The 26,547-nt window shown below is 35.0% G+C and carries 23 protein-coding genes; 8 read left to right on the forward strand and 15 right to left on the reverse strand.

Features of this window, described 5'->3' with window-relative positions:
* Window positions 1-197 precede the first annotated feature (197 nt).
* Window positions 198-2,465 (forward strand): helix-turn-helix domain-containing protein, encoded by a 2,268-nt coding sequence (locus tag E0F91_RS08675; protein WP_132066022.1) that lies wholly within the window; start codon window positions 198-200, stop codon window positions 2,463-2,465.
* 238 nt (window positions 2,466-2,703) lie between these two features.
* Entirely contained in the window at window positions 2,704-3,606 is a 903-nt protein-coding gene (locus tag E0F91_RS08680) for a hypothetical protein (protein ID WP_132066024.1), read from the forward strand.
* Window positions 3,607-3,928: 322 nt separating this feature from the next.
* Here the strand turns inward: E0F91_RS08680 and E0F91_RS08685 are convergent, their stop codons facing one another.
* The gene (locus E0F91_RS08685) at window positions 3,929-4,876 is read right to left on the reverse strand and encodes an HU domain-containing protein (protein WP_132066026.1); all 948 of its coding nucleotides are present in this window, start codon (window positions 4,874-4,876) and stop codon (window positions 3,929-3,931) included.
* Window positions 4,877-4,978: 102 nt separating this feature from the next.
* Between E0F91_RS08685 and dprA the strand changes: the two genes are divergently transcribed.
* Window positions 4,979-6,079 carry a DNA-processing protein DprA gene (dprA, locus tag E0F91_RS08690; RefSeq protein ID WP_132066028.1) on the forward strand — a complete coding sequence of 367 codons (1,101 nt, stop codon included), beginning with the start codon at window positions 4,979-4,981 and terminating at the stop codon, window positions 6,077-6,079.
* Window positions 6,080-6,153: 74 nt separating this feature from the next.
* On the opposite strand, the gene trpS is transcribed toward dprA, so the two are convergent.
* The 4 genes from trpS to E0F91_RS08710 form a co-directional block, all read right to left on the reverse strand.
* Window positions 6,154-7,128 (reverse strand): tryptophan--tRNA ligase, encoded by a 975-nt coding sequence (gene trpS / locus E0F91_RS08695; RefSeq protein ID WP_132066030.1) that lies wholly within the window; start codon window positions 7,126-7,128, stop codon window positions 6,154-6,156.
* 169 nt (window positions 7,129-7,297) lie between these two features.
* Complete coding sequence (locus tag E0F91_RS08700; RefSeq protein WP_132066032.1) at window positions 7,298-8,245, reverse strand: transglutaminase family protein; 948 nt, start codon at window positions 8,243-8,245, stop codon at window positions 7,298-7,300.
* 6 nt (window positions 8,246-8,251) lie between these two features.
* Window positions 8,252-9,205, reverse strand: a complete 954-nt coding sequence (locus tag E0F91_RS08705) for an alpha-E domain-containing protein (protein ID WP_132066034.1) — start codon at window positions 9,203-9,205, stop codon at window positions 8,252-8,254.
* A 50-nt stretch (window positions 9,206-9,255) separates the two neighbouring features.
* Window positions 9,256-10,689, reverse strand: coding sequence for a circularly permuted type 2 ATP-grasp protein (locus tag E0F91_RS08710; RefSeq protein WP_132066036.1), 1,434 nt, complete (start codon window positions 10,687-10,689; stop codon window positions 9,256-9,258).
* Window positions 10,690-11,147: 458 nt separating this feature from the next.
* Between E0F91_RS08710 and E0F91_RS08715 the strand changes: the two genes are divergently transcribed.
* Window positions 11,148-11,909 carry a lysophospholipid acyltransferase family protein gene (locus E0F91_RS08715; RefSeq protein ID WP_132066125.1) on the forward strand — a complete coding sequence of 254 codons (762 nt, stop codon included), beginning with the start codon at window positions 11,148-11,150 and terminating at the stop codon, window positions 11,907-11,909.
* On the opposite strand, the gene E0F91_RS08720 is transcribed toward E0F91_RS08715, so the two are convergent.
* From E0F91_RS08720 to E0F91_RS08755, 8 genes are all read right to left on the reverse strand, one after another.
* A complete protein-coding gene (locus tag E0F91_RS08720; protein ID WP_132066038.1) occupies window positions 11,893-13,320 on the reverse strand; it encodes a hypothetical protein in 1,428 nt (475 codons plus the stop codon). The genes E0F91_RS08715 and E0F91_RS08720 overlap by 17 nt on opposite strands.
* Window positions 13,317-13,859, reverse strand: coding sequence for an RNA polymerase sigma factor (locus E0F91_RS08725; protein WP_132066127.1), 543 nt, complete (start codon window positions 13,857-13,859; stop codon window positions 13,317-13,319). The genes E0F91_RS08720 and E0F91_RS08725 overlap by 4 nt, the downstream gene beginning before the upstream one ends.
* A gap of 15 nt (window positions 13,860-13,874) precedes the next feature.
* Window positions 13,875-14,285, reverse strand: a complete 411-nt coding sequence (locus tag E0F91_RS08730) for a hypothetical protein (protein WP_132066040.1) — start codon at window positions 14,283-14,285, stop codon at window positions 13,875-13,877.
* A gap of 232 nt (window positions 14,286-14,517) precedes the next feature.
* A complete protein-coding gene (locus tag E0F91_RS08735) occupies window positions 14,518-14,919 on the reverse strand; it encodes a hypothetical protein (protein ID WP_132066042.1) in 402 nt (133 codons plus the stop codon).
* A gap of 296 nt (window positions 14,920-15,215) precedes the next feature.
* The gene (gene recA / locus E0F91_RS08740) at window positions 15,216-16,223 is read right to left on the reverse strand and encodes a recombinase RecA (RefSeq protein WP_073353354.1); all 1,008 of its coding nucleotides are present in this window, start codon (window positions 16,221-16,223) and stop codon (window positions 15,216-15,218) included.
* A 188-nt stretch (window positions 16,224-16,411) separates the two neighbouring features.
* The gene (locus E0F91_RS08745; protein ID WP_073353352.1) at window positions 16,412-16,921 is read right to left on the reverse strand and encodes an acyl-CoA thioesterase; all 510 of its coding nucleotides are present in this window, start codon (window positions 16,919-16,921) and stop codon (window positions 16,412-16,414) included.
* A gap of 50 nt (window positions 16,922-16,971) precedes the next feature.
* Window positions 16,972-17,355 carry a DoxX family membrane protein gene (locus E0F91_RS08750; protein WP_091257439.1) on the reverse strand — a complete coding sequence of 128 codons (384 nt, stop codon included), beginning with the start codon at window positions 17,353-17,355 and terminating at the stop codon, window positions 16,972-16,974.
* A 4-nt stretch (window positions 17,356-17,359) separates the two neighbouring features.
* The gene (locus tag E0F91_RS08755) at window positions 17,360-18,499 is read right to left on the reverse strand and encodes a DNA polymerase III subunit (protein WP_132066044.1); all 1,140 of its coding nucleotides are present in this window, start codon (window positions 18,497-18,499) and stop codon (window positions 17,360-17,362) included.
* A gap of 283 nt (window positions 18,500-18,782) precedes the next feature.
* Between E0F91_RS08755 and E0F91_RS08760 the strand changes: the two genes are divergently transcribed.
* The 4 genes from E0F91_RS08760 (at window position 18,783) to E0F91_RS08775 (ending at window position 24,039) form a co-directional block, all read left to right on the forward strand.
* Window positions 18,783-19,970: a phosphoglycerate kinase gene (locus E0F91_RS08760; protein WP_132066045.1), complete on the forward strand. Its 1,188-nt coding sequence runs from the start codon at window positions 18,783-18,785 to the stop codon at window positions 19,968-19,970.
* A 510-nt stretch (window positions 19,971-20,480) separates the two neighbouring features.
* Window positions 20,481-22,523: a LysM peptidoglycan-binding domain-containing protein gene (locus tag E0F91_RS08765; protein ID WP_132066047.1), complete on the forward strand. Its 2,043-nt coding sequence runs from the start codon at window positions 20,481-20,483 to the stop codon at window positions 22,521-22,523.
* A gap of 48 nt (window positions 22,524-22,571) precedes the next feature.
* Entirely contained in the window at window positions 22,572-23,555 is a 984-nt protein-coding gene (locus E0F91_RS08770; RefSeq protein ID WP_132066049.1) for a DUF4837 family protein, read from the forward strand.
* Between the two features lie 37 nt (window positions 23,556-23,592).
* Window positions 23,593-24,039, forward strand: coding sequence for a GNAT family N-acetyltransferase (locus E0F91_RS08775; RefSeq protein WP_132066050.1), 447 nt, complete (start codon window positions 23,593-23,595; stop codon window positions 24,037-24,039).
* Here the strand turns inward: E0F91_RS08775 and E0F91_RS08780 are convergent, their stop codons facing one another.
* Entirely contained in the window at window positions 24,040-24,846 is an 807-nt protein-coding gene (locus E0F91_RS08780; protein WP_132066052.1) for an OmpA family protein, read from the reverse strand. It lies immediately after the preceding gene.
* Window positions 24,846-26,480: a S41 family peptidase gene (locus E0F91_RS08785; RefSeq protein ID WP_132066054.1), complete on the reverse strand. Its 1,635-nt coding sequence runs from the start codon at window positions 26,478-26,480 to the stop codon at window positions 24,846-24,848. Before E0F91_RS08785 ends, E0F91_RS08780 begins: the two co-directional genes overlap by 1 nt.
* Window positions 26,481-26,547: the final 67 nt, after the last annotated feature.

The following is a 26,547-nucleotide window of genomic DNA, read 5'->3' on the forward strand; positions in this document are numbered from 1 at the left end:
TAGCAATTGTTTTTTCTACACCATAAAAGGAGCTTCTTGCAGTCGCTCTTTTCTGGCTAGAAAAAAATCACTTGCCAAACCTCGAGGATTTCCGTTGCTATCGTGGCTAAAAAAACCAAATCAGCAGACAAATAGTTTAGTAAACTATAAAATGTATTCCTAAAATTCAATACTTTAGCTTCATATATACACGCCTAATGCAAACTATCTCAGAAGCCGCCGCTTACACCTTACGATTCATCAATCAAACCCAACGATCTGTTTTCCTCACCGGCAAAGCAGGAACGGGAAAAACCACCCTTTTACGGGAAATTATTCAAACCACACACAAGAACACAGTTGTTGTGGCGCCTACGGGAATCGCTGCGTTGAACGCAGGTGGTGTCACGATTCACTCGATGTTTCAGCTGCCTTTTGGCGGATTTATTCCGGATAATTCTTCGCCTCAATTTTCTGAAAGCACCAAGTTTGAAACCAAAGCTACGTTGCGCAGGCATTTCAAAATGAGTGGTTTAAAGAAATCGGTGATTCGAAATATGGAATTGTTGATTATAGATGAAGTCAGTATGCTTCGTGCTGATTTACTGGATGCTATGGATTACATGATGCAATCAGTACGTAAAAGAAATACTCCTTTTGGCGGTGTTCAAGTCTTGTATATTGGCGATTTATTGCAGTTGCCTCCGGTAATTCGGGATGAGGAATGGCGCACGCTGAAAACCTATTACAAAGGAAAATTCTTTTTCCATTCGCATGTGGTGCAGCAAAATCCGCCTTTGTATATTGAATTGTCCAAGATTTTTCGCCAGACCGATGATACGTTTATTTCGGTATTGAATAATCTGCGCAACAACCAGATTTCGCAACAAGACATTCAAACGTTGAACCAATACGTAAAACCCGATTTTGATTTAAAAGCAAATAAAGGATACATCACATTAACCACGCACAACAACAAAGCTGATTCCATGAATGCTCAGGCTTTACAAGATCTGGAAGGAAAATTAGTATCCTATAATCCTGCAATAACAGGTGATTTTCCAGATAAAATTTTCCCCGTGGAACAAGAGTTGAAGTTAAAAGTAGGTGCGCAAATCATGTTTGTGAAAAATGATCTTTCGTTTGACAAGCACTATTTTAACGGAAAAATGGGAATTATCAAATCATTGGGAAGCCAAGAAATTTTGGTTCATTTTCCCGAAGAAAACAAAACCATAGAAGTCGAAAAATACGAATGGCAAAACATTCGCTACAAGGTAGATCAAACCACAAAGGAAATAGAAGAGGAGGTTTTAGGCACCTTTGTGCATTACCCCATAAAATTAGCTTGGGCCATTACGGTGCATAAAAGCCAAGGATTAACATTTGACAAAGCTGCGCTTGATGTTTCCCAAGTTTTTCTGCCGGGTCAAGCATATGTCGCATTGTCGCGTTTGCGTTCGTTAGAAGGGCTTATTTTGCTCTCTCCGTTGCGCATGAATGGCATTTCAAACGATCAGGATGTGATGGATTATGCGTTGAACAAAGCATCGGATTCGTTTTTAGCCAATGCGTTGCATTTTGAAACTAAAAATTTCATTCATAACTATTTAGTCAACACGTTTGATTGGAGTGACTTAGCGCAAGAGTGGCGCAATCACCGATTCAGTTACAACGAAAGCTCTGAAGTTTCAGGAAAATCCAAACATGCGGTTTGGGCAAAAAAGCAAGCGGAACAAGTAGATCAGCTTTTGGATCCATCCAGAAAATTCATTTCGCAATTGAACAAGCTTTTTGCTCCTGAAACAGTTGATTTAAATCATGTTTCGGAACGGATTCAAGCGGCTTTTAGTTATTTCTTGAAGCCAATGGATGACTTGGTTTTTGAAATTCTTTGGAAAATCGAAGAAGTAAAACGCATCAAAAAAGCAAAGATGTTTTATGAGGAATTGATTGTTTTGGAAGAGGTACAAACCAAAGCCGTATTGCGATTAATGAAAGCCAAATTATTGATAGAAACCGTTGTGGCTGGAGAAACCATTTCGAAAGAAAAACTTACCTCTTCAGAAATTAAGTCCTACATCAGCCGTAAAACGGAAGCGATTCAAAATCAATTCAAAGAACTAAACATTACCTTGATTGATGACGAAAAAGATGCGGAGCGCTATACTTCGAAAAAGGCAAAAACAACTGTACCAAAGAAATCTACCGTTCAGGAAACGTATGAACTATGGGTCGAAAAGAAGTCTATTGATGACATTGCGACCATCAGAATGTTGACCAAACAAACTATTTATTCGCATTTCGTCAAGTTGATACAAACCAAAGCAGTATCCATTTCAGCTGTTTTGCCTGCGGATAAGCTACAGGATTTGGCAGATGCTTTTGCTGGATACCGCGAAGAATCTCTCAATGCCTTAATGGAAAAACACGGACAAAAATTCTCCTGGGAAGAAGCGAGGATGTACAAAGCGAGTTTGAATTAAAATGATGGGGGTTTTACAAATGATTTTTTATCGATGTAAAAACGATGTTTTTGTAAGAATATTTAATTTTTTTTGAATAAAATATAGTGACACAAATCTTCTTTTATCTACCGAATAGTGGGCATATAATCGCTATAAATAAGTGAGTATGTATAAATTTGTTGCCATTTTAACTTAATACACAAATTAATAAGAATTTATAAGTATCAAAAATAATTTTAAAACCAACAAAAAAGCTATGACAAAGACAATTTTAATTTTTACACTATTATTTAATTTAATTTCTTGTGCTAAAACAACCAAAATTGAATCCCTAAAAAATGAAACTGAAATTATAAAAAATAATGTTGAACAAGAAAATAATGAAATAACAATTAAATATTCAACTCCAATTAAAGGTTATAATGTATCTGTAAAATGGCTGATTAGAGGAAAACTTGAAGTACAATGGTCAGAAAAATTTAGCGGTCCCGCAATATTAACTTTTGAAAACATAGATACTAAAGAAGAATCTTGGGTTTTACATCCTGAGTTTACAATAGACATTAATGAAGAAAATTTAAAATATCTTACTTTTAAAAATGGTGAATTTGTAAAAAACCAAAGTTTTACACAAATCTCTAAATATACAAAACCAAAACTTGAAAAAGTTGGAACTACGCACAAAGAAGAAGATGACTTAGGATACACATACATTCCTTTCTTTTTTCAAGATGTTGATTTTGATGGTATAGACGAACTTATTTTAACCTATGCCACAACTTATGAGAAAGGTGGTTCTCAAAATAAAATATTCAAAAGTCCTGGCTATGACAGTTTAGAATTTAGTGAAATGACAAATGAACCCTACACTAATTTTTCTGGATTTTACCAAGGTAATCCAAGTGCAGACGCATATAGCTATACGACTATAGATTACAAAAACAAAACTATAACTCATCACGGATTATCAGGTGCAGGAGGTTCTGGCTCAATAATTTATGAATTTAAAAAATCACAAACCGAAGATGATTATCAATTATTTAAAAAAACTGATACTAACAACTATGAAAATTGGGAAATAAATGAAACTACTATATACAAATATGATAATTATGGTAAAATTATAAATGTAGATAAAACAAAAACAACGAATGGCTAACAGTCCACTCTGGTGCTCGTTTGCAACGAGTACCTCCTTTCATTTAAAACACCAGATGTAGCGTTTGCAACGCGGCCATTGCATCCGTTTATCACGTCTTCCATTAATATATTATTTACTACACAAATTGATTGTGAAATGACTTAAAAACCACAATATATCTTGTGTTATGCAACTTCCTAGCCCAGATAGAAGTGAAAATCCTTATGCGCCAGGTTTTGGCGTATAAGATTGTAACGAATAGCTGGAATAAGCTCCTAAAAAAAATCCCCAATCAGCGTTTACTTTTTGGGGATTGATATATCAAGAATATTGTATATTTTTATAAGGATTGAATCAGAATCCAAGCTTCGGGATTGTGCTTTTCATTGATTTCTTTTTTGGCTTTCTCCGCTTCCGCAAAAGTAGCGTAGCTTCCGTATAACACCGGAAAATATCCGTTTTTGTTAGGAGCGATGCGTTTGGCATCATATCCTAAGCGGCTTAAAATGCGCAACGTTTTGTTAGCGTTTTTCTCTTCTCTATAAACACCTGCCATAATGTGGTACGGCATTTTTATTTCGGCAGTCGACTTTACAGCGAGAGTTACCGCTGGAACGGGACTTTCGATAAAGAATGTAGCTTCTTGAATCTTGTTTTGAACTTGTTTTTGAACGGCAGTTTTAACCAGCATCGTTTCTGAGGCAATTTGGTTTTGGTACATTGGATAACCCACACTTCCTGCAATTCCTAATCCCAATACAAAAATAGCGGCGTATTTTAAATAGGAATTGGCTGATTTGGTTTCCTCAGGAACCAAAGTGAAGATTGCTTTTTCTTCAATTGCTGCTACTTCTTTTTCAAAGATTTCTCTTTTTACCAATGGTGAAACAAAAGGAGCTAATCCAAAAGAACTTGTCAAATAATTGGTTTGATCGTACGGAGTGAAAACAATGTTTTTATCCGCGTTCAAACGAAGATCTCCAATATTTTTTATAGAAAAAAGTTCGTTTTCTTCTAAGGCTTTTTTCCACGTGAAAACTTCGTATTCAATTGCACTAACAGTATATTCATAAGATGTTTTCTCCGCTAAAGCGATATGATTGGCTAATAAACCATCATTGTTCTTTAGATTCGCATTGAAAGCAATCATTTTTTTGGGAGGAGAAAACGAATTCGAGCTTTCGTTTAGTTTAGCCGATTGAATTTCGGTCAAAAAAGCCCCGAAACCCGGAACGGTTACACATTGATAACGGTATAAAAGCTGCGCGATGTATAGTTCGATTTTCATACTTACAAAGTTATACAACCAAAATAGTTATCAAAATTTTATTCACAATTTTTATTAACAATCCGCATAAAAATTTATACATTTCACCTTCAAATAATTAGCATGAAAGAGCAGGATTTATTTTATTTATTGGCATTGCAAAGAATAGAAGGCGTGGGCGACATTATGGCCAAAAAACTGCTGAATCATTTTGGCTCTGCAGAAGCTGTTTTTACTACAAAGGCTTCACAACTTGCTGGAATTGATGGAGTGGGTTCCATTTTGCTGAAAAATTTAAAAGACAAATCGGTTTTTGATAAAGCAACGTTGGAGCTCGAATTTATAAAAAACAATGAAATTAATGTTGCCTATTTTCAAGACGAAAATTATCCTGAACGACTGAAACATTGTATTGATGGACCACTTTTATTATTCACCTCCGGGAATATTAATTTAAAAAACAGAAGAATCATCAGCATTGTAGGAACGCGCCAAATTACCTCATACGGAATGGAGTTTTGTAGAAAGCTGATTGAAGATTTAGCGCCACTCGATCCCATAATCGTAAGCGGTTTTGCCTATGGTGTCGATATTGTGGCGCATCAATTGGCAATGGAACATAATTTACAAACGATAGGCGTGGTGGCCCATGGTTTGAACCAAATATACCCGAAAACCCATAAAAAATATGTAGCTAAAGTGGAAGAAAACGGCGGTTTTATGACGGAGTTTTGGAGTTCCTCGAATCCAGATAAAGAAAATTTCGTTAGAAGAAACCGCATCGTAGCGGGAATGAGTGAAGCAACGATTGTCATTGAATCTGCTGATCGTGGTGGCTCATTAATCACAGCAAATATGGCGAATGATTACAACCGTGATGTTTTTGCGGTTCCGGGACGTGTTACGGATAAATACAGCCAAGGGTGCAATAATCTCATCAAAACTCAAAAAGCAAATGTGCTCACCAGTGCCGCTGATTTAGTCTATATCTTAAATTGGGATATCCAGAAGGAATCCAAACCAGTGCAGAAACAGCTGTTTGTTACTTTAGAAGAAGACGAACAAAAAGTATACGATTACCTCCTTAAAACAGGAAAAGAATTGATGGATATTATTGCGTTGCGCTGTGATTTCCCTATTTATAAAATCTCAGGAATGCTGTTGAATATGGAATTGAAAGGTGTGATACGACCGTTGCCAGGGAAATTGTTTGAGGCGATTTAAACGAAAATAAACCGCAGATTCGCAGATTTTAAGAATTCATAATCTGTGAATTTGCGGTTATTTTATGGATATAATTACACTTCAAATCCTAGTTTTTCTCTCACTCTAGCCAGTACACCATCGGCAACAGCCGAAGCTTTCTCAGCACCAATTTTCAAAAGCGCATCCACTTCAGGAAGGTTATTGATGTAATAGTTGTATTTTTCTCTTTCGGTTTTGAAGGTTTCACAAATTAATTCAAATAATGCCTGTTTGGCGTGACCGTAACCATAATTTCCACCTTCATAAAGTGCTCTCATGGCTGCGATTTGTTTTTCATTTGCCAACAAACAATAAATAGCAAAAGCATGGCACGTATCTGGATTTTTAGGATCTTCTAGTGGTGTACTGTCCGTTTCGATGCTCATCACTTGTTTGCGCAAAGCTTTATCGTCAAGAAATATATTGATTATATTATTGGCTGATTTACTCATTTTTCCACCATTGGTTCCTGGAATTAGTAAGCCGTCTTGTTGTACAATCGCTTCTGGAATTACAAAAGTTTCTCCCATTTGGTGGTTGAAACGGGAAGCGACATCGCGAGTGATTTCTAAATGTTGCAATTGGTCTTTTCCTACGGGCACAAATTCAGCATCATATAATAAAATATCAGCAGCCATCAGCATTGGATAGGAAAACAATCCGGCATTGACGTCCTCTAAACGGTCTGCTTTGTCTTTGAAAGAATGCGCTAATGTCAAGCGTTGGAACGGAAAAAAGCAACTTAAATACCAAGATAATTCTGCTGTTTGTGGCACATCCGATTGTCTGTAGAAAACTACTTTGTTCACATCTAAACCACAAGCCAACCAAGCAGCGGCGGTACTGTACGTATTGTTTCGTAAGGTTTTACCGTTTTTTATTTGCGTGATCGAATGTAAATCAGCAATGAAAAGAAACGATTCATTTTCAGGTTTATTCGATAATGCTATTGCGGGAATGATTGCGCCAAGTAAGTTTCCTAAATGTGGTGTTCCAGTGCTTTGAACGCCTGTAAGTATTTTTGCCATTGTATTTTTTTCTTACTTGCAAAGTTCGTAAAGTTTTCGATTTTTCTACAAAGTTTCCCTGATTTTTCTATATATCAAGAAATGGCAGCACTATCGAAGAATTTTTAAATGCTATTTGTTTGTTGCAAGTACAAAATTTGTTTAAAAAATGACAATGGTAATTAGTAGTTTATTGTTGTTGTTGCTGTTGATGGAGCAGTTCAATATAGTCCAATTGTTCTTGAAATTGTACGGAAACTTCTTCGAGTTGCACATCATTTATCTCTTCAAATTGCCTACCATCTTCATAGCCTATAGAAACGCAAACCGAAAGGGTTTGTTTAGCGAGGCCTTTAAATGTTCCTTTTACGGGAGTACAATCGTGAAAATTTTGACCAACAGATAGTTTTACATGATTGTCCATTGTCCAAATATTATTAGTGGGATCTAAACCGAGCCAGCCTTGGGTTGGAGTGTAAATTTCGATCCAAGCATGTGTGGCTCCTTCACCTCTAAGACCACTTTCATTGGGACAAATATACCCACTTACATATCTCGCTGGAATCCCTGCAGTACGAACGAGTTGTAGTAAGACATATGCAAAATCTTGGCAAACTCCTTTTTTCATTTCGAGAATTTCGTCAATAGTTGTTTCAATATTGGTGATTCCTTTTGTGTAAGTGAAATTGTTGAAAATGTATTCATTGCATTGTTGGGCAATTTCTATGATTGGCTTGTTCGTACAATCAATTTTTTCTAATATTGACAAAATCTCATTTTGTTTCACGATAGTTTCAGGATAACAAAACCGCAACAACAAGATGCTTTTTTCATTTTTTAAATCTTCAACCTTGGTAGCATCTATCGTGGGGATTTTTAAGGAATGATTTACCTTAACTAGCATTCTTGATTCGATGGTCATTTCTGTATGGGCGCCAAAAGAATTGAAATTTCCAACCCGATTTCCATAATAATCATGGGAAATGGTAACTTCGGGATTATTGGTGATCAAAAGTTGGTATTGCAGTACTTCCTGATTATCGAAATTATGTGGAAACAAGCGAATTTCATTAATGCTTTCTTTTATGGGCCAGTTATATTGGTATTTTGTAATGTGAACTATTTTGAAAAGTGCCATTTTTTATTAGGTGTAAGAGAAAAATAATTTAGAGAAATCTATCGAAAATTGATTCAATTGCGCCTTAGTATGATTCAATACTTCTTCTAATTGATGGTTACTAAGGTTATGATAATCAGTATATTCTAGATAACTTTTTAATCTTCCAAATTGATTATTTAATGTTCTTGCTTCGCTTAAATCATTGTCTTTGAATAAGTAATTTAAAGATATGCTAATCAAATCTAAAGTATAAATCACTGAATGAGCAAAATCTCTGTTGAAAATAACTTGTTGTACCACTTTGCGATTGTGGGGAATATTACTATAACTTTTTAAATACATCTCATATCCCGAAAGCGATAAGAGTAATCTTCTCCAATAAAGAAGATCTTCAGTTCCTTCCAGATTATAAGAAATAGGTGCAAAATAAGCCTGAGTCATCGTAATTGTTTGCAAACAGCGCTCAATATGTTTCCCAATTCCTGAAAAACACCAGCCTAATCCTCTGGGCATAGTTACTTGCAGAATACCGTTATAAAGCAGAAAATCTTTATTTAATTTAGTAACAATTTTTAAAGCCTTAGAGGATTCAAGCGCCTTGGGTAAATCTGGAGAATTTACAAAATGGTACAAAGAATTAATGTGTTCCCAAAGTTCTTTGGTTATTTTATCTTGAGAACCTCTGGCATTTTCTCTGGCTTTAATTATTAGATTTTTAACAGAATTATGGTTCTGATTGTCACAAACAATATATTTTAGGACAAAGTTTGTATCGTATTGAATCGCATTAATTTTTTCAGGAGACAAATCCGTGTAGTATTCTAATAAAGGCTTGTATCCTAGAGAATCATTCATTTCTTTGTCAAAAGACAAGATGTAAAAGGTATTTAAAGTCAGCAACATTCCATGCGTTCGTTCCATATATCGGTCAAGCCAAAACATTCCATCTGCTACCCGACTAAGCATATTCGTTTTCATATTTTAATTTTTTTGTCAGATTGCAAAATGGCATCTGTATTGATTTTCATTTATTTTAATATCCAAGTGTCTTTACTTCCGCCACCTTGAGAAGAATTCACGACCAAAGAACCTTCCGTAAGAGCCACTCTGGTTAATCCTCCAGGAACGATTTGTATGCCTTTTGGCCCACATAAAGCATAAGGCCTTAAGTCAACATGTCTTAATTGGAGTTTGCCATCGATTAAACAAGGGACAGTGCTAAGTTGAATTATCGGTTGCGCAATGTAGTTTCGAGGGTTCTTAACAATAGCTATTTTTGCATTTTCTAATTCTTCATCTGTTGCTTTATTTCCCATAATCATTCCATAGCCACCACTTTGATTGGTTTCTTTGATAACCATATTTCCCATGTCAGCAAATACCAGCTCTCGTTCTTCCTTATTCTCCATTTGGTAGGTAGGAATATTTTTAAGAATAGGCTCTTCGTTTAGATAATATTTGATCATAGCTGGAACATAGGCATAGACAGCTTTATCATCGGCAACACCATTTCCAACAGCATTTACTAAAGCCACATTTCCTTGTTTATAAGCGCTGATAAGTCCTGGAACTCCTAATGCACTATCTGGCTTAAAAACTAGTGGATCCAGATACTCATCATCTAATCTTCTATAAATAACATCCACCTGATGCAATCCAGAGGTAGTTTTCATATACACTTTATTGTTGTTCACCACTAAATCTCTTCCTTCTACTAATGGGATTCCCATTTGTCTTGCCAGAAAAGTATGTTCATAATAAGCCGAGTTGTAAATTCCGGGAGTTAATAAAACTACATTTGGATTCGATACATTTCGTGGCGAGAGCGAAACCAAAATATTATGAAAAATCATAGGGTAATTACTCACCATACTCACATGATTAGAAGTGAGCATTTTTGGAAATATAAGCTTTGTTATTTCTCGGTTTTCAAGCATATAACTCACTCCGCTGGGACACCTTAAGTTGTCTTCAAGTACGTAAAATTCCCCTTTTGCGCCGCGTATTAGATCTATTCCTGCAATATGAACATGAATATTATGTGGCACTTTTATTCCGTGAACCTCTTGAATATAATGTGGACATGAGGCAATTAATGAAGCAGGAATTATTTCATCTTTTATGATATTTTGGTCATTATAGATGTCTTCCAAAAATAAGTTTAGGGCTAACAGTCGTTGTTTTATTCCCATTTCTACTTCCAGCCAGTCTTTTTGCGTTATAATTCTTGGGATAATGTCAAAAGGGAAAATGCGTTCAATTCCTTGGTTGTTATCGCTGTAAACTGTAAAGGTAATTCCTTGATTCATGAATGAATCTGAAGCCTGCTTTTGTTTGGCATTGAGACTTTCTGGATCTAACTTTTGTAAAGTATCCAACACTTGTCGGTAACAATCACGAACTCCTTTCGTAGAAAACATTTCATCCCAACCATTACCGTTTAATTTAGGTATCAATTTCATTGTGTTTTGTATTATTAAAAAAGGTGTATATTAGATTATAATTTATAAAAAATAAGCTTTATTGGCTAATTTATAGTTTTATTATCTGTAAAATTAACTTTATATTAAATATTTGATAATTTATATAATATTCTTTTTTTGATAATAATCTATTTTTTACTTCGTTTTTTTGAAAATATAGTTTTATAAAACACTAATAATAGATCTGTACCCCATTAAATAAGGGGCTAAATACGGTTTTTGTTTAAATATTTTAATTTATACGACAATTATGAAAGGGGGGGTGCTTTAAAAAATATTTATTTTATGGCATTTTATCTTCTTTCGTGAATAAATTTTTTAAAGAGCAAGGTTGAATTAAGATAATAGTAATGGAAATTAGATTCATTTTTAGTAGTATTGTTGCATACTTTTTAATTTTTGATAAAAATTACACACTTTTACTTACTTTTGGCATCATGAAAGGACTAAAAATAATCTTCTGGACTTTGTGGCGGATGTGGTTTTATGTTTTATTTACTATCCCCATATTGATTATGCTTCCGTTTTTAGTAGCGTCAATCGTTTCTGAAAGAGGCTATCCATATTATTTTAAAATGGCACGTATTTGGGCAAAATTCATTCTCTTCGGAATGGGGTTCTACTATAAAATAGAGAAAAATCAAATCTTAGAACCAGATAAAAGTTATATGATTGTTGCTAATCATACCTCCATGACTGATATTATGCTGATGCTCGCCACGGTAAGAAACCCTTTTGTTTTTGTTGGAAAAGTCGAGTTGGCTAAGATTCCGTTATTTGGATTTTTCTATAAACGAACTTGTATTTTAGTAGATAGAGGCTGTTCTAAAAGTCGGTTGAAAGTTTTTAATGAAGCTCAGAAAAGATTAGACCGCGGTTTAAGTGTATGTATTTTCCCCGAAGGAGGCGTTCCAGATGATGAATCGGTAATGTTAGATACTTTCAAAGACGGTGCTTTTCGCTTGGCAATAGAACATGAAATTCCTATTGTTCCCATTACTTTTGCCGATAATAAAAAGAGATTTTCCTATACTTTCTTCAGCGGAAGCCCAGGAATTATGCGTGTCAAAATGCATTCACACGTAGAGACTTTAGGAAAAACTGGTGTTGACCGCAAAGAAATTCGCGAAGAAGTTCGTGAAGTAATATACAATCAACTGATAGATTTCGATTCAGATCCAATTAAAAGCTATAGCTGATTCCAGAGTACAAACCAATGAATAGTGGCTTGAAGTTGCCAGAATCATTTGAAAACGTATTAACTTGGTACTTGAGCATGGGTTCAAAATTGATTTGAAACGACTTTACAATTTTGTATTTAAATCCTAAACCAACATTAGTGCTAAAATGAATTTGATTTAAATTAGTGGCCTCACCTAATTCTAGATTCGTTTCCTCTGATACGAGCGATATTTTATTTTGGTTAAGAAACAAGGTGCTTACTCCTCCAATAATAGTAATTCCAAACTTCTTATCTAAAACGGAATAGGAAAGTTCCAAAGGAACTTCATAATAGCCCATTTTCTGGTTTAATGCCCCCGTATTTGTTTTTTGTATATCTTTTTCGAACGTAGATAACATGCTTAAAGCAGCTTCATTATTAATTTCTACTAAAGCAGTTGAAGTGTAAGCAATATTCGCCAAATTATTGTTGGCCAAGCCTGTTGAGTAGATAACGTTATTTGTGTTATATCCCAATGACAGTTTGTTTATCCCAGAACGCAAGGCTATTTTCTTAGAAACGGCATAATGGATTCCTACGCCAAAACTTAAGCTGTTTTCTGCTGTTTTTTGGTTTTCTGAAAATTGTGCATCAATAGCGGAACCGCCTGAATTTGAGTTCAGATAAACAGCCGCGATGTTAGGTGTAATTTGCCATTTGTCCTGCTGCGGTATCTTAACAACTTCTTTTTTTTGATCGGTTTTATTTTTAAGAATTTCATCTAATTCGTTTGGAATTGCACTAGCAGTTGAGGGTTCTTTTTTAGTGTCTTGTAAAGCAATTCTAGTGTTTTCAAGGGCAGTTATAATCGTTTTTTCTAGAGGTAGTTGTTGGATTTTCTCAAATAGGTCGTCTGTTTTTGCCTCGGTAACAGCTGTAGCTTTTTTGTTTTCAAGCGCTGTAGCGGGATGTTTTAGCGACAAATTATTTGTTTGCAAATAAACAACAGCTTCCTTTTGATTCTTTTCTTTGTTCGAATTAATTTTAAATCCAGTAGAATTTATACTCTCTTTTTCGTCTGATTGTCTTGTTTTACTAGTATTTTCGACTACTTGAGGAGTTGTTTTAATTTCTAATGAAGGTCGCTCTTTTATGGATTTATTAGGGATAGATTCCTTTTCATTTACGTTGGTTTTTGGAACTTTTGATTCGATAACCACAGGATTATTAGTTTTAACTTTTTCGTTTATAACAGTATGCAAGGCAAATATCCCCACAAGAAAAGCCGCTGCAGTTCCGGAGAATTTTATCCAGAGTGGCAGTACTTTTCGGTTCTTCTTTTCATTCAAAGCTGTTTGGATGTTTTTCCAAACTTCCTCATTCGGATGGGATTCAAAATCTTTGAATTGTTCCTGAAAAAACCGGTCTATATTTTTTTTATCGTTCATTTTGTTGCTGACTTTGTTTTAATTCGGGAATAATTTTCAATTTTTTCTTTTAAAATCATCCGAGCTCTGGCCAGATTAGATTTAGTTGTTCCAGTGGTTATTTTAAGCATTTCTGCGACCTCTTTATGGGAATATCCATCCAAGACGTAAAGATTGAAAACCAGGCGGTATTGATCTGGCAATTCCTGAATAATCTGCATTAAATAATCAATAGAGATGTTCTCATCATCGATTTCAACTTCTTCGTCAGCAACAGTGTCATCTACAATCTCCATAAACCGAACGTCTCTAAATTTTTGAAGGGCATTGTTAATTAGTATTCTCTTTGCCCAACCTTCGAAAGAGCCTTTAAAATTGAATTGTTTTATTTTGTCATAAATAATTAAAAAACCATCTTGTAAATTGTCTTCTGCGTCGGCATAATTAATGGAGTATTTTAGGCAAACTACAAATAGTTTTTTAGAAAATAGCTGGTATAGTTGCTCTTGTGCTTTAGGGCAGTTTTTTTTACAGTCAGTAATCAATTGGTCTAACCCCACAATTTTAGTCAAAAATTAGTTAGTAACAGGAACTTCCACTTCCTCAAAAATAGTAACACCATTGGCGTCTTTTCCTTTGTAAAACTTGAAAATATAGGAACCAGTGTTGGTTACGAAAAAATTAAAAGATACTTCTGATTCTGCTGGAAGGACTTGCGTGCACACCTGGTCCTTGTTTACAGCTGACTGAATGGCAATAGTTCGGATATTTAAATTCTTATCGTAATAGATTCCTTGAAAAGAATAACAATCTGAAGGTCTCTGGTACTTCAATTTTATTTCATAGGTTTCTCCTAATTTGAAACTTTGAGGCAATGTATAACTTGCTACAGGAAGTACTTCGTAAGTGTAGTTAGGAAGATCATTGTCCGTACTGCAAGATATAAGTGTCAATAAAAATAGGGTGAGAGCGATAAATTTTTTCATTGTTTTCATTTTTTAAGTTAATAAAACCCATTTTACAAGAAAGGGGTAAGAAGATTTATTATTTAGATACAATTTTTTTAAAAGGTTGCGTCAAGAATTAATTTTTAGTTAAATGCAGTAGTATTAAAGTACTAAATTAGTGTTTTTTAAGGGTTTGATTTTGCAAAAAAAGCTACATTATGTCCTTTTTTTTTAAAAGAAGCTATCAAAGAGGATAGCTTCTTCTTATTTTTTAAGTTGCTGAACTTATAACAATTGTTTGTGTGATAAATTCTGTAGCTGATTTTTTAAATTTAAAGATATACGTCCCTGCAACCGAAGATTTAAATTTATAAGTTGTCGTTTTAGTGACCGGCGCTGTACCGCAATCCGTACCTTCAAGGTTAGTTTCTACTTCAATTTCTTTTGTGTTTTCTGTAGTTGTTTCTGAAAATTTATTAAAAACACCACACTTGTTTTCGACATCATAAGCAACTATCAAAGCCAGTTCCTGATTTACTACTCCTGCCGTTGGTCCGGTAACGGCGCTAATAAACGCTTTTTTAGTTGCCATTTGGGGTTGGTCATTATCATTACTGCACGAAGCAAATCCTGATGCTACTACTAATGCCAAAGCAATCACCTTTAATTTCATTTTTTTAAAATTTATTGATTTATATTTATTTTATAAAAGATGATTTAAAATTAGAAAGGTTGCTTGCCGTAGGTCAATTTTAGAGTAAAAAATGAAAGTAAGGGTGAACTTAGAGTTTTTAAAGTTGCTCGTTATATTTAGGAACCATTTTTTTTAATGATTTGATTTTGAGTCAAAAAGCGTAAATGATTCTAATTTATCTTTAAAGAAATAGCTATAAGAAGGCTTCATTTTAGGCTATAAAAAATGCCGAAATAAATTATTTCGGCATCGTTTTTTTTACAAGTAAACTGGATTTACAAAGCAGCTAATTCTTTGATATGTGCTTTAATTTTTCCTTCTAATTCATCTGCTAATTCTGGATTATCTTTGATTAAAGACTTAACCGCATCACGACCTTGTCCTAATTTGGTTTCACCATAACTGAACCATGATCCTGCTTTTTTGATGATTTCAAATTCGACAGCTAGATCTAAAATCTCTCCAGTTTTTGAAATCCCTTCTCCGTACATGATGTCAAATTCAGCGATTTTAAACGGTGGAGCCACTTTGTTTTTTACCACTTTTACTTTGGTTCTATTTCCAAGTACGTTATCACCATCTTTAATTTGAGTAGAACGACGGATGTCTAAACGAACCGAAGCGTAAAACTTTAATGCATTTCCTCCAGTTGTTGTTTCTGGATTACCAAACATCACTCCAATTTTTTCTCTCAATTGATTGATAAAGAAAACCGTACAATGTGTTTTGCTTATTGTTCCAGTTAATTTACGTAATGCTTGAGACATCAAACGGGCATGAAGACCCATTTTAGAATCTCCCATTTCACCTTCAATTTCACTTTTTGGAGTCAAAGCCGCAACCGAGTCAATTACAACAATGTCAATGGCTCCGGAACGAATCAAGTTTTCCGCAATTTCTAATGCTTGTTCTCCATTGTCTGGTTGTGAGATGATCAAGTTTTCGATATCTACACCTAATTTCTCTGCATAATTTCTATCGAAAGCGTGTTCTGCATCAATAAAAGCAGCGATTCCTCCTGCTTTTTGAGCTTCGGCAATGGCGTGCAATGTAAGGGTTGTTTTTCCAGAGGATTCTGGACCATATATTTCGATGATTCGTCCTCTTGGATAACCACCAACTCCTAAGGCTAAATCGATACCTAATGAACCTGAAGAAATCGTTTCCACTTCTTCAATGGCTTTATCGCCCATTTTCATTACCGTACCTTTACCGTAAGTTTTGTCTAGTTTATCCAGCGTAAGTTGTAGCGCTTTTAATTTAGATTCTTTTTCTGTACTCATCTTCTCTTTTACCTTTTCTTTCATCTATTTGTATTATTTTATAACTGTAAGAAACTGACAGGATGACTAATTATCCTGAAAATTCCAATTGTGTGAGAATATTTGTTTTCGTAAAAATACTTCTTTTTTTAATGTAAATTTTCTCTTTCAAGAATATTTTAAAATAAAAATAACAAGCTAAAATGTTGCTACATGAACAACGCTTTTAATTCGGTTGCGTCATGCGGATTCATTTTTCCGGCCAAAACTAAACTTAATTGTTTGCGTCGCAGTGCGGCTTCAAAACGTTGTTTTTCCAGTTCGGTTTCTGGAACAATTTGGGGCACTTCAACGGGTCTCCCGGTATCATCCACGGCTACAAAAGTGTAAATCGCTTCATTGGCTTTGGTTTTATTACCAGATTCGCGGTCTTCCACCCAAATATCAATGTATATTTCCATCGAACTTTTGAAAGCGCGCGAAACTTTGGCTTCGACCGTAACCACACTTCCTAGTGGAATGGCTCTGTTAAAGGCGACGTGGTTTACAGATGCCGTAACCACAATTCTTCGGGAATGTCTTCTTGCCGCAATGCTGGCTGCACGATCCATACGGGCCAATAATTCGCCACCAAAAAGATTATTCAAAGGATTAGTCTCACTTGGTAAAACCAAATCAGTTAGTGTCGTTAAGGATTCAGAAGGATGTTTTGGAGTCATATTTTTATGTAAGAGGATAGTATTGTTTTGTATGCGGAAACTTTTTATTTTTAATTTAACCAATATACGGCTAATATCGCAGGGATAAAATAGATGACAATGGTTCTTGCGCCATCATAATCCTTAGCCAATCGTTGACCAAACAGCAACATTAATAGCGTGACACAAGAGAAAACAGCTCCGTAGAAACCAAATATTCTTCCGTTGTTTACCAGTAATTCGATGCAACCCACCACGCATAAAATTCCGGAAATTAATTCTAGAATTAAAATGTTTAGTAAAGCCAGTGGTACTTGATTTTTTAATGGTGTTTTAGCGAAGTGTCCTTTTAACCAATCTACATTGTCTTTCCAATAAAACAGTTTGTCATAACCGGATTGTAGAAAAGTAATGGCTAGGAAAATTAAAATCAAAATTGAAGTAATGTTGTTCATTTTTTTATTTTTGGTGAATTAAACGGGTTAGTTTTATTGATAAATCGGTTAAAATAATTTTAGGATTTCCGTTGCGCTCAATGTGATACATGGCGTCTGACAGTTCTTTAAAAATAGCATTGATATTATTTCCATTTACAAAAGGCGCAAAATTTTCGAGTTTGAACTTTTCCACTTGCGGTTCCATGTAAACCAAGCTTGGTGTTTGGTAATTCAGTAACAATGCTTGACGGAACATGTCGATACAAAAATGTAAAAATTTCTTTTGGGTTTCTCTTCCTAAACCAGCTATTTGCTCGCTCCATTGAATCAAATCCTGAATTGCTGCGGCGTTTCCTTTGGCTCTAAAAGCAGCCCGAACCCAATCGACAAACCATTTTTCAAAAAAAACGGATTCGCTGTCCGGTTGCAGTAATTGTAATGCTTTATTGAAATTTCCTTGTGCCTGATGCGCTATTTTTATGGCGGTTTTTGATTCTATATTTTCTTTTGAAACTAAAGCTTCTGCGATGACTTTTTCGCTTAATCCATTAAAATGTAGGACTTGACATCTAGAACGAATGGTTTGAATAATATCTTCTTCGTTTTCTGTAATCAGGATAAAAACCGTTCTGTCAGTAGGTTCTTCCAGTAATTTTAGCAGTTTATTAGATGCGGCGATGTTTAGTTGATCAGCCATCCAAATAATCATTATTTTGTATCCGCCTTCGTAGGATTTCAACGCTAGCGATTTCAAAATCTCCTTCGCATCATCGACCCTAATTTCTCCTTGTTTGTTTTTAACACCCAGCATTTGATACCAATCAAACAAACTTCCGTACGGATTATGTTCTAAAAACTGACGCCATTCTGTGATAAAATCAATGCTTTTGGGTTTCGTCTTTACCTCTTCCGTGCTTACCGTTGGGTATATAAAATGCAAGTCCGGATGTGAAGTTTTCTGGAATTTGAGGTTACACGCCTCATTTGATCCCGAGTTTTGATTGCTGCAAATAATGTACTGCGCATACGCAATCGCCATAGGTAAGGTTCCGCTTCCTTCAGGGCCAACAAACAATTGTGCATGTGGAATTCTACCCAAATCAGCACTTTTTGTCAAATGACTTTTGATGTGTTCTTGTCCTAAAATTTCTGAAAATTGCATGAAGCAAAGATAGTAGAAAATGGTTTAGTCTAAAATTTTAGCAAGCAAAGTTTCAGCACCAGCAACTGTAGTGAGGTGGTAATTAACGCACTTATTTTTGAAATTTAATTTGTGTTTATTTCGAACAAAAAACACATAAAGTATTAAAAAGAAACATTATTTATTAATTTACAACGATTTCGTTGCTTAAAATTTATTTTATATGGTTTTCTCTAATTTATTAATAATTTAAAAGTTCTATATTTGTTACTCTTTCAAAAAAAATAAACTAAAAAACATACTGATGAAAACGTTAAGTGATTTCAATTTTGCAGATAAAAAAGCCATAATCCGTGTTGATTTTAATGTGCCATTGGACGAAAATTTCAATGTAACAGACGCCACGCGTATCGAAGCGGCAAAACCTACTATTGATGCGATTCTTGCTCAAGGCGGAAGCGTGATTTTGATGTCGCATTTAGGCAGACCAAAAGGTGTTGAAGGCAACTATTCATTGAAACACATCCTAAAAACAACTTCAGAAGTGCTTGGAGTTCCAGTTCAATTTGCATCAAACTGCATTGGAGCTGAAGCTAAAGCAGCAGCTGAAAAATTGCAGGCTGGAGAAGTTTTATTATTGGAAAATTTACGTTTCCATAGCGAAGAAGAAGCGGGTGATGTTGCTTTTGCAAAAGAATTGGCGTCACTTGGAGATATTTATGTAAACGATGCTTTTGGTACGGCACACAGAGCGCATGCTTCGACTACCATTATTGCTCAGTTTTTTCCAACAGATAAATGTTTCGGATTGTTATTGGCCAAAGAAATCGAAAGCTTGAATAAAGTGTTGAAAAACAGTGAAAAACCAGTAACAGCAGTTCTTGGTGGCTCTAAAGTTTCTTCTAAAATCACCGTGATCGAGAATATTTTAGATAAAGTAGATCACATGATTATTGGTGGTGGAATGACCTTTACTTTTGTAAAAGCATTAGGCGGTAAAATTGGAGATTCTATTTGTGAAGATGACAAACAAGAATTGGCATTGGAAATCTTAAGATTAGCTAAGGAAAAGGGAGTTCAAATTCACATTCCTGTGGATGTTGTTGCTGCCAACGCATTTTCAAATGATGCCGAAACGCAAATTGTTGATGTAAAAGAAATTCCAGATGGATGGCAAGGTTTGGATGCAGGTCCAAAATCATTAGAAAACTTCAAAAAAGTGATCATGGAATCTAAAACGATTCTTTGGAACGGACCATTAGGCGTTTTTGAAATGGAGAATTTTGCAAACGGAACAATCGCTTTGGGTAATTTTATTGCAGAAGCTACTGCAAAAGGAGCCTTTTCACTAGTAGGAGGAGGAGATTCTGTGGCGGCAGTAAAACAATTTGGATTGGAAGATAAAGTGAGCTATGTTTCCACTGGTGGAGGAGCGATGCTTGAAATGCTGGAAGGTAGAACTTTACCTGGAATTGCAGCTATTTTAGACTAATGCAGTTGTTGAAAAACAAATACTAACGGTTCGATTTTAATTATTTAAATTAAAAAAACACTGTCATAATACAATGAAAACCTTAGCGATAAACTATTTATTGCTGAGGTTTTTTAATTTAAACTGTTAATTAGAATTATTAAAAACTTCAATTAATATTAAAAAAAATTAACTACATAGAAACACAGAAAAAAGAATCAGATAGCCCAATTCTTGCATTCACATAACTATGATTTCCTCTAATATAGTGAAACGCCTTCCAGAATTTTAAATCTATGTTTCTATGTGGTTAAAAAATGTAACGAATTGATTCATAAATAATGGATAGACTAATAATTATGAATCTGGATTGATAATTATTTTTATTATCAATTCAGGTGAAAATTCTTTGTAAATGCATCTAAGATTGCATTTTTAACAATATTTAAACAAATTTTTAGTTTAAACCTATTAAGTTTGTAAAAACAAGCTTTGTAATCATTTGTAATATAGGTCTTTGATCGTAAAAATATGAATATAAAAAATACCACATTATCACTTTTGCTGCTGTTATCGTCGCAATTGTTTGCTCAAGAAAGTTTCGAAAATAAAGAAACTTCAAGATTCGAAACAAAATTATCCTATTTAGATTCCATCAAAAAAACATTCGTAAAAGATGATTTAGCCGCCTGCGTAGATAGCTTGTGGATGAAGGAATTGACTAATTTAGATTTGTACAACACCATTTCGGATGATATTAAGAATGTCAATGCCGATGAGAAAATTGAGTATGAATTGTCAACGGAACTTCTCAAAGAAAGATTGGCTGCAATGGATGCGAAATCTCCTTTCAACATTGAATACAATCAAGGATTAGAAAACATTATCAAATCATTTTTGAAGAATCGAAAAAAATCCTTTGAACGTTTAATGGCGGTTTCTGAGTATTATTTTCCTGTGTTTGAAGAAGCTTTAGCCAAACAAAATGTCCCTTTAGAAATAAAATATTTAGCCGTTGTGGAATCCGCTTTAAATCCTAAAGCAGTTTCTAAAATGGGAGCAACCGGATTATGGCAATTTATGTATCAAACGGGAAAACAATATGGTTTAAAAATTGATTCCTATGTAGATGAACGCAGCGATCCTTTGAAAGCCAGTGCAGCCGCGGCCCAATATATGACTAATATGTACCGAATATTTGGTGACTGGGATTTGGTTTTGGCGTCCTATAATTCAGGTCCTGGAAATGTTTCAAAAGCAATTAGACGTTCCGGAGGTCAGCAAAATTATTGGAACATCAGAAAAAATCTGCCTAAAGAAACACAAGGATATGTTCCCGCTTTCCTAGCAACGATGTATATTTATGAATACCATAAAGAACACGGAATTGTTCCTAACAGAGCCACTGTGCAACATTTTGCTACAGATACCATAATGATTAAAAAGCAAATGACTTTCAAACAAATATCTGATTTGTTGGATGTTCCTGTAGTTCAGTTGCAAGTACTAAATCCATCGTATAAACTCAATGTGATTCCGTTTTATCACGACCAAAATCATTATTTAAGATTACCTCAAGAAAAAATTGCTGTTTTTGCGTCTAATGAGGATCAGATTTATGCGTACACACAATATGAATTAGACCAACGCGAAAGACCGTACCAAACTTCAAAAGCAGTGGTCAAAAACACTCCAAATACCTTTAGTCAAAGTAGTACAGCTGGTAAAATAGCGTACTATAAAGTAAAACGAGGAGATAATCTAACCAGTATTGCTTCTAAATATGGTGTTTCCATTTCCGAACTAAAGAAATGGAATAACCTTAATAGTAACGCGCTTGCTTATGGCAAAAACTTGAAGATTAGTACAGGACAGCCTTTAATTAAATCAACAACAGCAGAACCTAAAGAAAATAATAGCATCTTAAAAAGCCAAATGGTCTTGGCCGCCGAAACAAAAAATAATAAAGATGAAAAAGTAAATAGTGCTTCAAGCACTTCTGCAACGGAGGAAGCAAAACTTTATTTGGTACAAAAAGGAGATAATCTAGGGAGCATTGCTACTAAATATGATGTTACAGTAGCAGATCTTCAAACCTGGAATGGGCTTTCGAGCGATGCAGTTCAAATAGGGGCTTCCTTGCAAATAGCGAATAACGAACTGGAGGCAAAACCAGCATTAGCTTCGATCCCAGAACGAAAAGATGTTGAATATATAGTTTTGAAAGGAGATAATTTAGGAGCTATTGCAAGTAAATTCGGAGCTTCCGTCGTGGATTTAAAACACTGGAATAAGTTGCCAGATAATACGATTACTATTGGAAAAACATTAATTGTTGCCAAAGATGAAATTGCCATTGTCACTGACAAGGCTACTGTTAATTCCTTCAAGAGTAAATCAAGTATAACGGCCTCCTCTAAAAAAGCACCTTCTAATTATTATGTCAAAAAAGGAGACTCTTTATTTAGTATAGCCAAAAAATATCCTGGCGTTACCACTTCGGATTTAAAAAAATGGAACGGTATTAGCGGTGAAGAAATCAAGCCTGGAATGAAGTTAAAAATTAACGGATAAATCAATTAACTTCTATAAATTTGGGTTTTACTTTATAATCGAATCGTAATGAATAAAGCCCATTTTTTATTTCTTTTTGTTTCTCTGCTTTTATTTTCTTGTAAAAAAGAGAATAATCTTGTACCACGTAAAACAACTGGTAAAATCAACACGATTTCTGTAATTATCGATGATCAGCTATGGAACGGGGATATTGGTGATAGCATTCGGAACAAGTTTGCCTCTCCGGTGATTGGATTACCGCAAGAGGAACCTTTATTCAATATCAATCAATATCCAGTCAAGCTTTTAGAAGGATTTATGACGGATACGCGAGCGATTATAGTGGTCAAAAAGGCAGAAGAAAACAAGTTTGAAATTCGAAAAAATCAATACGCTTCCCCTCAAAATGTATTCCATATTTCTGGAAAAACCAATGCCGATATTCTCGCTTGCATTGAAAAAAATGCGCTGCAAATGGTTCAGATGATCAAACAAGCTGAAATTGCCGAGAGCCAACGAATAAACAGCCTGTCCCTAATAGATCCTAAAATTATAGAGAACAAGTTTCACATTGGTCTACAGGTTCCCTCAGGATATGCCTATGTGCTTCAAAAAAGTAATTTTATGTGGCTAAAAAAGGAAATCATAGGCGGGAATACTAGTTTATTGCTCTATCAAGTTCCTTTGAATACCATTAATAAAGACACGGATTTAATTACCAGTATTATAAAAATGCGGGATTCCATAGGTCATCTGTACATAAGTGGAAAAGAACCAGAAACTAACATGATGACGGAAGAGGCCTACGCGCCTTATCTATTTAAGATCAATCTTGATGGAAAAGTTACTTATGAAACTAAGGGAACTTGGCAATTAAACAATGATTTTATGTCCGGACCTTTTATTAATTATGCTATTATTGATGCCGATTATAACCGAGTTTTGGTTTTAGAAGGGTTTTGTTACGCGCCTTCAAAAGATAAAAGGGATTTAATGCATGAACTCGAATCGATTATAAAATCAGTGGTAGTTGTTAAAAGAGTGCCTTAAATTTCTTTTATTTGCATTTTATAAAAAATATCTAGGCATGACAATACAATGGGAAATTAAGGCATTTGATGCCCTGACGGTACACGAGCTTTATGATTTATTACGCTTAAGAAGCGAAATTTTTGTGGTAGAGCAGAACTGTGTTTACCTAGATCTCGACGGAAAAGACAAAGTAGCATTGCATCTTATTGGTTCGTTTGAAGGCAAAATTGTCGCTCATTCCAGATTGTTTAAACCGGGAATCAGTTTTGATTATGCTTCTATCGGAAGGGTAACTGTTGATGCAAATTACCGCGACAGAAAATGGGGACATGATCTTATGCGGGAATCAATTGCTGGAATTGCGCATCATTTTGGCGAAAGCAAAATCACTATTGGAGCACAATTGTACCTGAAAAAATTCTATGAAAGTCATGGTTTTGTGCAAACCAGCGAAATGTATCTGGAAGATGATATTCCACATATTGAAATGAAACGAGAATAATTAGATTTTCAGAATTACAAACTCAACTCTGCGGTCCAGTGCTTCTCCTTGGCCTAAAGGAAACTTGTTTCCACTGCCTATATAATGCATTCTAAGGCTATTTATTCCTTTGTTCATCAGATAGCGATAGACATTTTTTGCACGATTCAAAGATAGTTTTCGTTCCTGTGTGTCTTTATCTATGGCATCTTGGTAATGACTAGGCGTGCAGCATACATGTCCTCTGATTTCGAATTCCATTGTTTTTTGCTGTTGCAAAAGTAGTACAATGGCATCCAATTCTTTCTTGGACTGTTCCGTTAATTTACTGCTGCCAAGGGCAAAAAGAATCTTTTCCAGATAAATACGATCTCCCACTTTATGGCTTTCCTGAAATGAAGTATAAATACCCTTCCCAAAACTATTTTTCTTAACAATAAATAAATCAACTCGCCTGTTTTTAGATCGGGTTTCGGACAGGTTTTCCACCTTATCTTTTTGTACAATTATACGTCCTTTGCCTTCAATAATGACAATCTTATTTTTGTTAAAACCATTTTCCGTAAGAATATTTTGAACCGTAATTACCCTGTTTTTTGACAATTCAAAATTATAATCGTTGGCGCCTCGATCATCGCAGTAGCCATAAATTTGTATCGATTCGATTTTGGTTGTATCGACTTTTTTTATAAAATCAACTATCGTTTGTATTTGATTGTTATTAAGTGTGAATTTGTCAAATTCAAAATATACCGTTTCTACAGGTTTACCCTGGGCTGATAAATAGCCCGAAAAAAGAAGCAGTACTATAACAGACAAATTTTTCATTATATTTTTAGAATAGATCTGTACTCGGTATTATTATTCAAAATGGTGATGGCTCTTTTGATCTCCGAATTGTTTTTGGTGTAATATTGGTACAATCCTTCTTGATACTGGTAGCGTTTGATGATTTCATCGACCATCAGGTTTTTGATTTCTTTTTGGTTTTTGTCCAATAAAGCATTCTCACTTTTCTGCAATGCGGTTAATAATTGTTGGTATTCGGCCTGGATAGATTCGTCCAGTTTCTCTTTTTTGGCTACAGCCAAAGTATTTTTCAAAGCCAATTCCGTTTCCGTGTCAAAGGAGAATTTTTCTACTTTCAGAAACTGTTTGAAATCGGAATAATCTGCATCCGAAATAACGGGAATCTGATTTCCTAAATTCGGATTTTTGTAATAATACCTCGTGGCATAGTTAAAAATTCCGTCGTTGCGAAGCAAAGCATTCGTTATTGGACTCGATTTTGTCTCTTCCAGTTCCACATCCGGCTGAATTCCTCCACCGTCATAAACGGTTCTGCCTTTTCTGGTTTTAAAAGCATTGAAGTTTTTCTCTTCCGTTTTGATGGCCACTCCATTTTTATCTTTTCGAGAATAATCCAAAGCCTGAATGCACCTCCCGGAAGGCGTGTAATAACGAGAAATGGTTACTTTTAGCTGCGTTCCATAGGTCAAATCTACCGGTCTTTGAACCAGTCCTTTTCCAAAACTACGGCTGCCCACTACCACAGCACGATCTAAATCCTGAAGTGCGCCAGCGACTATTTCTGATGCGGAGGCACTGCGGCCATTAACCAGAATGATCAATGGAATTTCAGTATCTACGGGATCTTTGGTTGTTTTGTAGGTGCTGTTGTGTTTTTCTATCTTGGATTTTGTTGTAACAATAATTTCGTTTTTTGGAACAAATAAATTACAGATATTAACGGCTTCATTCAAAAGTCCGCCCGGATTGTCTCGTACATCTAATATGATTCGTTCCGCACCTTCTCTTTTAAGTTGTTCCAAAGCTTCTTTGGTTTCCAAGGACGCTTTTTTGTTGAAATGCGATAGTACAATGTAACCCGTTTTATCGTCAATTTTTCCAAAGAAAGGAACTGACTTAATTTCGACTTCGTCAAGGACAATCTGAGTAGCGCTTACTTTTCCCTGACGGATGTATTTGATATCAATTTTCGTGTTTTTAGTACCTTTGAAAAGCTGAGAAGCCTCGTCTTTGAAATCAGATAAAAGTACGTCTCCTACCTGAATGATTTCATCACCTGCTTTCAAGCCTGCTTTGTCGGCAGGAAAATCTTTATAAGGTTCCTTGACGATTAATTTGGCTTCTTTCCGAGTCAATAAAGCGCCAATTCCAGTATATTCTCCAGTATTGTTGATCTTGAATCGCACCACATCCTGCTCGTTGAAATAGACGGTGTACGGATCTAAATTAGCCAACATTCCTTTGATGGCCTTGTCCATTAATTCACCGGGATTTGTCTCATCGACATAGTTCCGGTTCAATTCCTTGAAAAGTGTGGTAAATATCTCGATTTGCTTGGCAATTTCGAAAAAATCATCTTTGAAACTGGTTCCAATAAACAGAAATGCCGAAGCGACAACGGGAATTATGAATTTTTTTTTCAGGAAGTTCATAGGTTTAGATAGCTAAATTTGAGTCCACTAAAATAAGAATAAATCACCAAATAATTGTTCGGAGAGA

Source organism: Flavobacterium sandaracinum (assembly GCF_004349135.1).
In the GTDB taxonomy this organism is placed as follows: domain Bacteria; phylum Bacteroidota; class Bacteroidia; order Flavobacteriales; family Flavobacteriaceae; genus Flavobacterium; species Flavobacterium sandaracinum.

Excerpts from the sequence above, each read along its gene's own strand:
- E0F91_RS08675 (WP_132066022.1), top strand. The coding sequence starts at position 198 with ATGCAAACTATCTCAGAAGCCGCCGCTTACACCTTACGATTCATCAAT.
- E0F91_RS08680 (WP_132066024.1), top strand. The coding sequence starts at position 2,704 with ATGACAAAGACAATTTTAATTTTTACACTATTATTTAATTTAATTTCT.
- E0F91_RS08685 (WP_132066026.1), bottom strand. The coding sequence starts at position 4,876 with ATGAAAATCGAACTATACATCGCGCAGCTTTTATACCGTTATCAATGT.
- dprA (WP_132066028.1), top strand. The coding sequence starts at position 4,979 with ATGAAAGAGCAGGATTTATTTTATTTATTGGCATTGCAAAGAATAGAA.
- trpS (WP_132066030.1), bottom strand. The coding sequence starts at position 7,128 with ATGGCAAAAATACTTACAGGCGTTCAAAGCACTGGAACACCACATTTA.
- E0F91_RS08700 (WP_132066032.1), bottom strand. The coding sequence starts at position 8,245 with ATGGCACTTTTCAAAATAGTTCACATTACAAAATACCAATATAACTGG.
- E0F91_RS08705 (WP_132066034.1), bottom strand. The coding sequence starts at position 9,205 with ATGAAAACGAATATGCTTAGTCGGGTAGCAGATGGAATGTTTTGGCTT.
- E0F91_RS08710 (WP_132066036.1), bottom strand. The coding sequence starts at position 10,689 with ATGAAATTGATACCTAAATTAAACGGTAATGGTTGGGATGAAATGTTT.
- E0F91_RS08715 (WP_132066125.1), top strand. The coding sequence starts at position 11,148 with ATGAAAGGACTAAAAATAATCTTCTGGACTTTGTGGCGGATGTGGTTT.
- E0F91_RS08720 (WP_132066038.1), bottom strand. The coding sequence starts at position 13,320 with ATGAACGATAAAAAAAATATAGACCGGTTTTTTCAGGAACAATTCAAA.
- E0F91_RS08730 (WP_132066040.1), bottom strand. The coding sequence starts at position 14,285 with ATGAAAAAATTTATCGCTCTCACCCTATTTTTATTGACACTTATATCT.
- E0F91_RS08735 (WP_132066042.1), bottom strand. The coding sequence starts at position 14,919 with ATGAAATTAAAGGTGATTGCTTTGGCATTAGTAGTAGCATCAGGATTT.
- recA (WP_073353354.1), bottom strand. The coding sequence starts at position 16,223 with ATGAGTACAGAAAAAGAATCTAAATTAAAAGCGCTACAACTTACGCTG.
- E0F91_RS08745 (WP_073353352.1), bottom strand. The coding sequence starts at position 16,921 with ATGACTCCAAAACATCCTTCTGAATCCTTAACGACACTAACTGATTTG.
- E0F91_RS08750 (WP_091257439.1), bottom strand. The coding sequence starts at position 17,355 with ATGAACAACATTACTTCAATTTTGATTTTAATTTTCCTAGCCATTACT.
- E0F91_RS08755 (WP_132066044.1), bottom strand. The coding sequence starts at position 18,499 with ATGCAATTTTCAGAAATTTTAGGACAAGAACACATCAAAAGTCATTTG.
- E0F91_RS08760 (WP_132066045.1), top strand. The coding sequence starts at position 18,783 with ATGAAAACGTTAAGTGATTTCAATTTTGCAGATAAAAAAGCCATAATC.
- E0F91_RS08765 (WP_132066047.1), top strand. The coding sequence starts at position 20,481 with ATGAATATAAAAAATACCACATTATCACTTTTGCTGCTGTTATCGTCG.
- E0F91_RS08770 (WP_132066049.1), top strand. The coding sequence starts at position 22,572 with ATGAATAAAGCCCATTTTTTATTTCTTTTTGTTTCTCTGCTTTTATTT.
- E0F91_RS08775 (WP_132066050.1), top strand. The coding sequence starts at position 23,593 with ATGACAATACAATGGGAAATTAAGGCATTTGATGCCCTGACGGTACAC.
- E0F91_RS08780 (WP_132066052.1), bottom strand. The coding sequence starts at position 24,846 with ATGAAAAATTTGTCTGTTATAGTACTGCTTCTTTTTTCGGGCTATTTA.
- E0F91_RS08785 (WP_132066054.1), bottom strand. The coding sequence starts at position 26,480 with ATGAACTTCCTGAAAAAAAAATTCATAATTCCCGTTGTCGCTTCGGCA.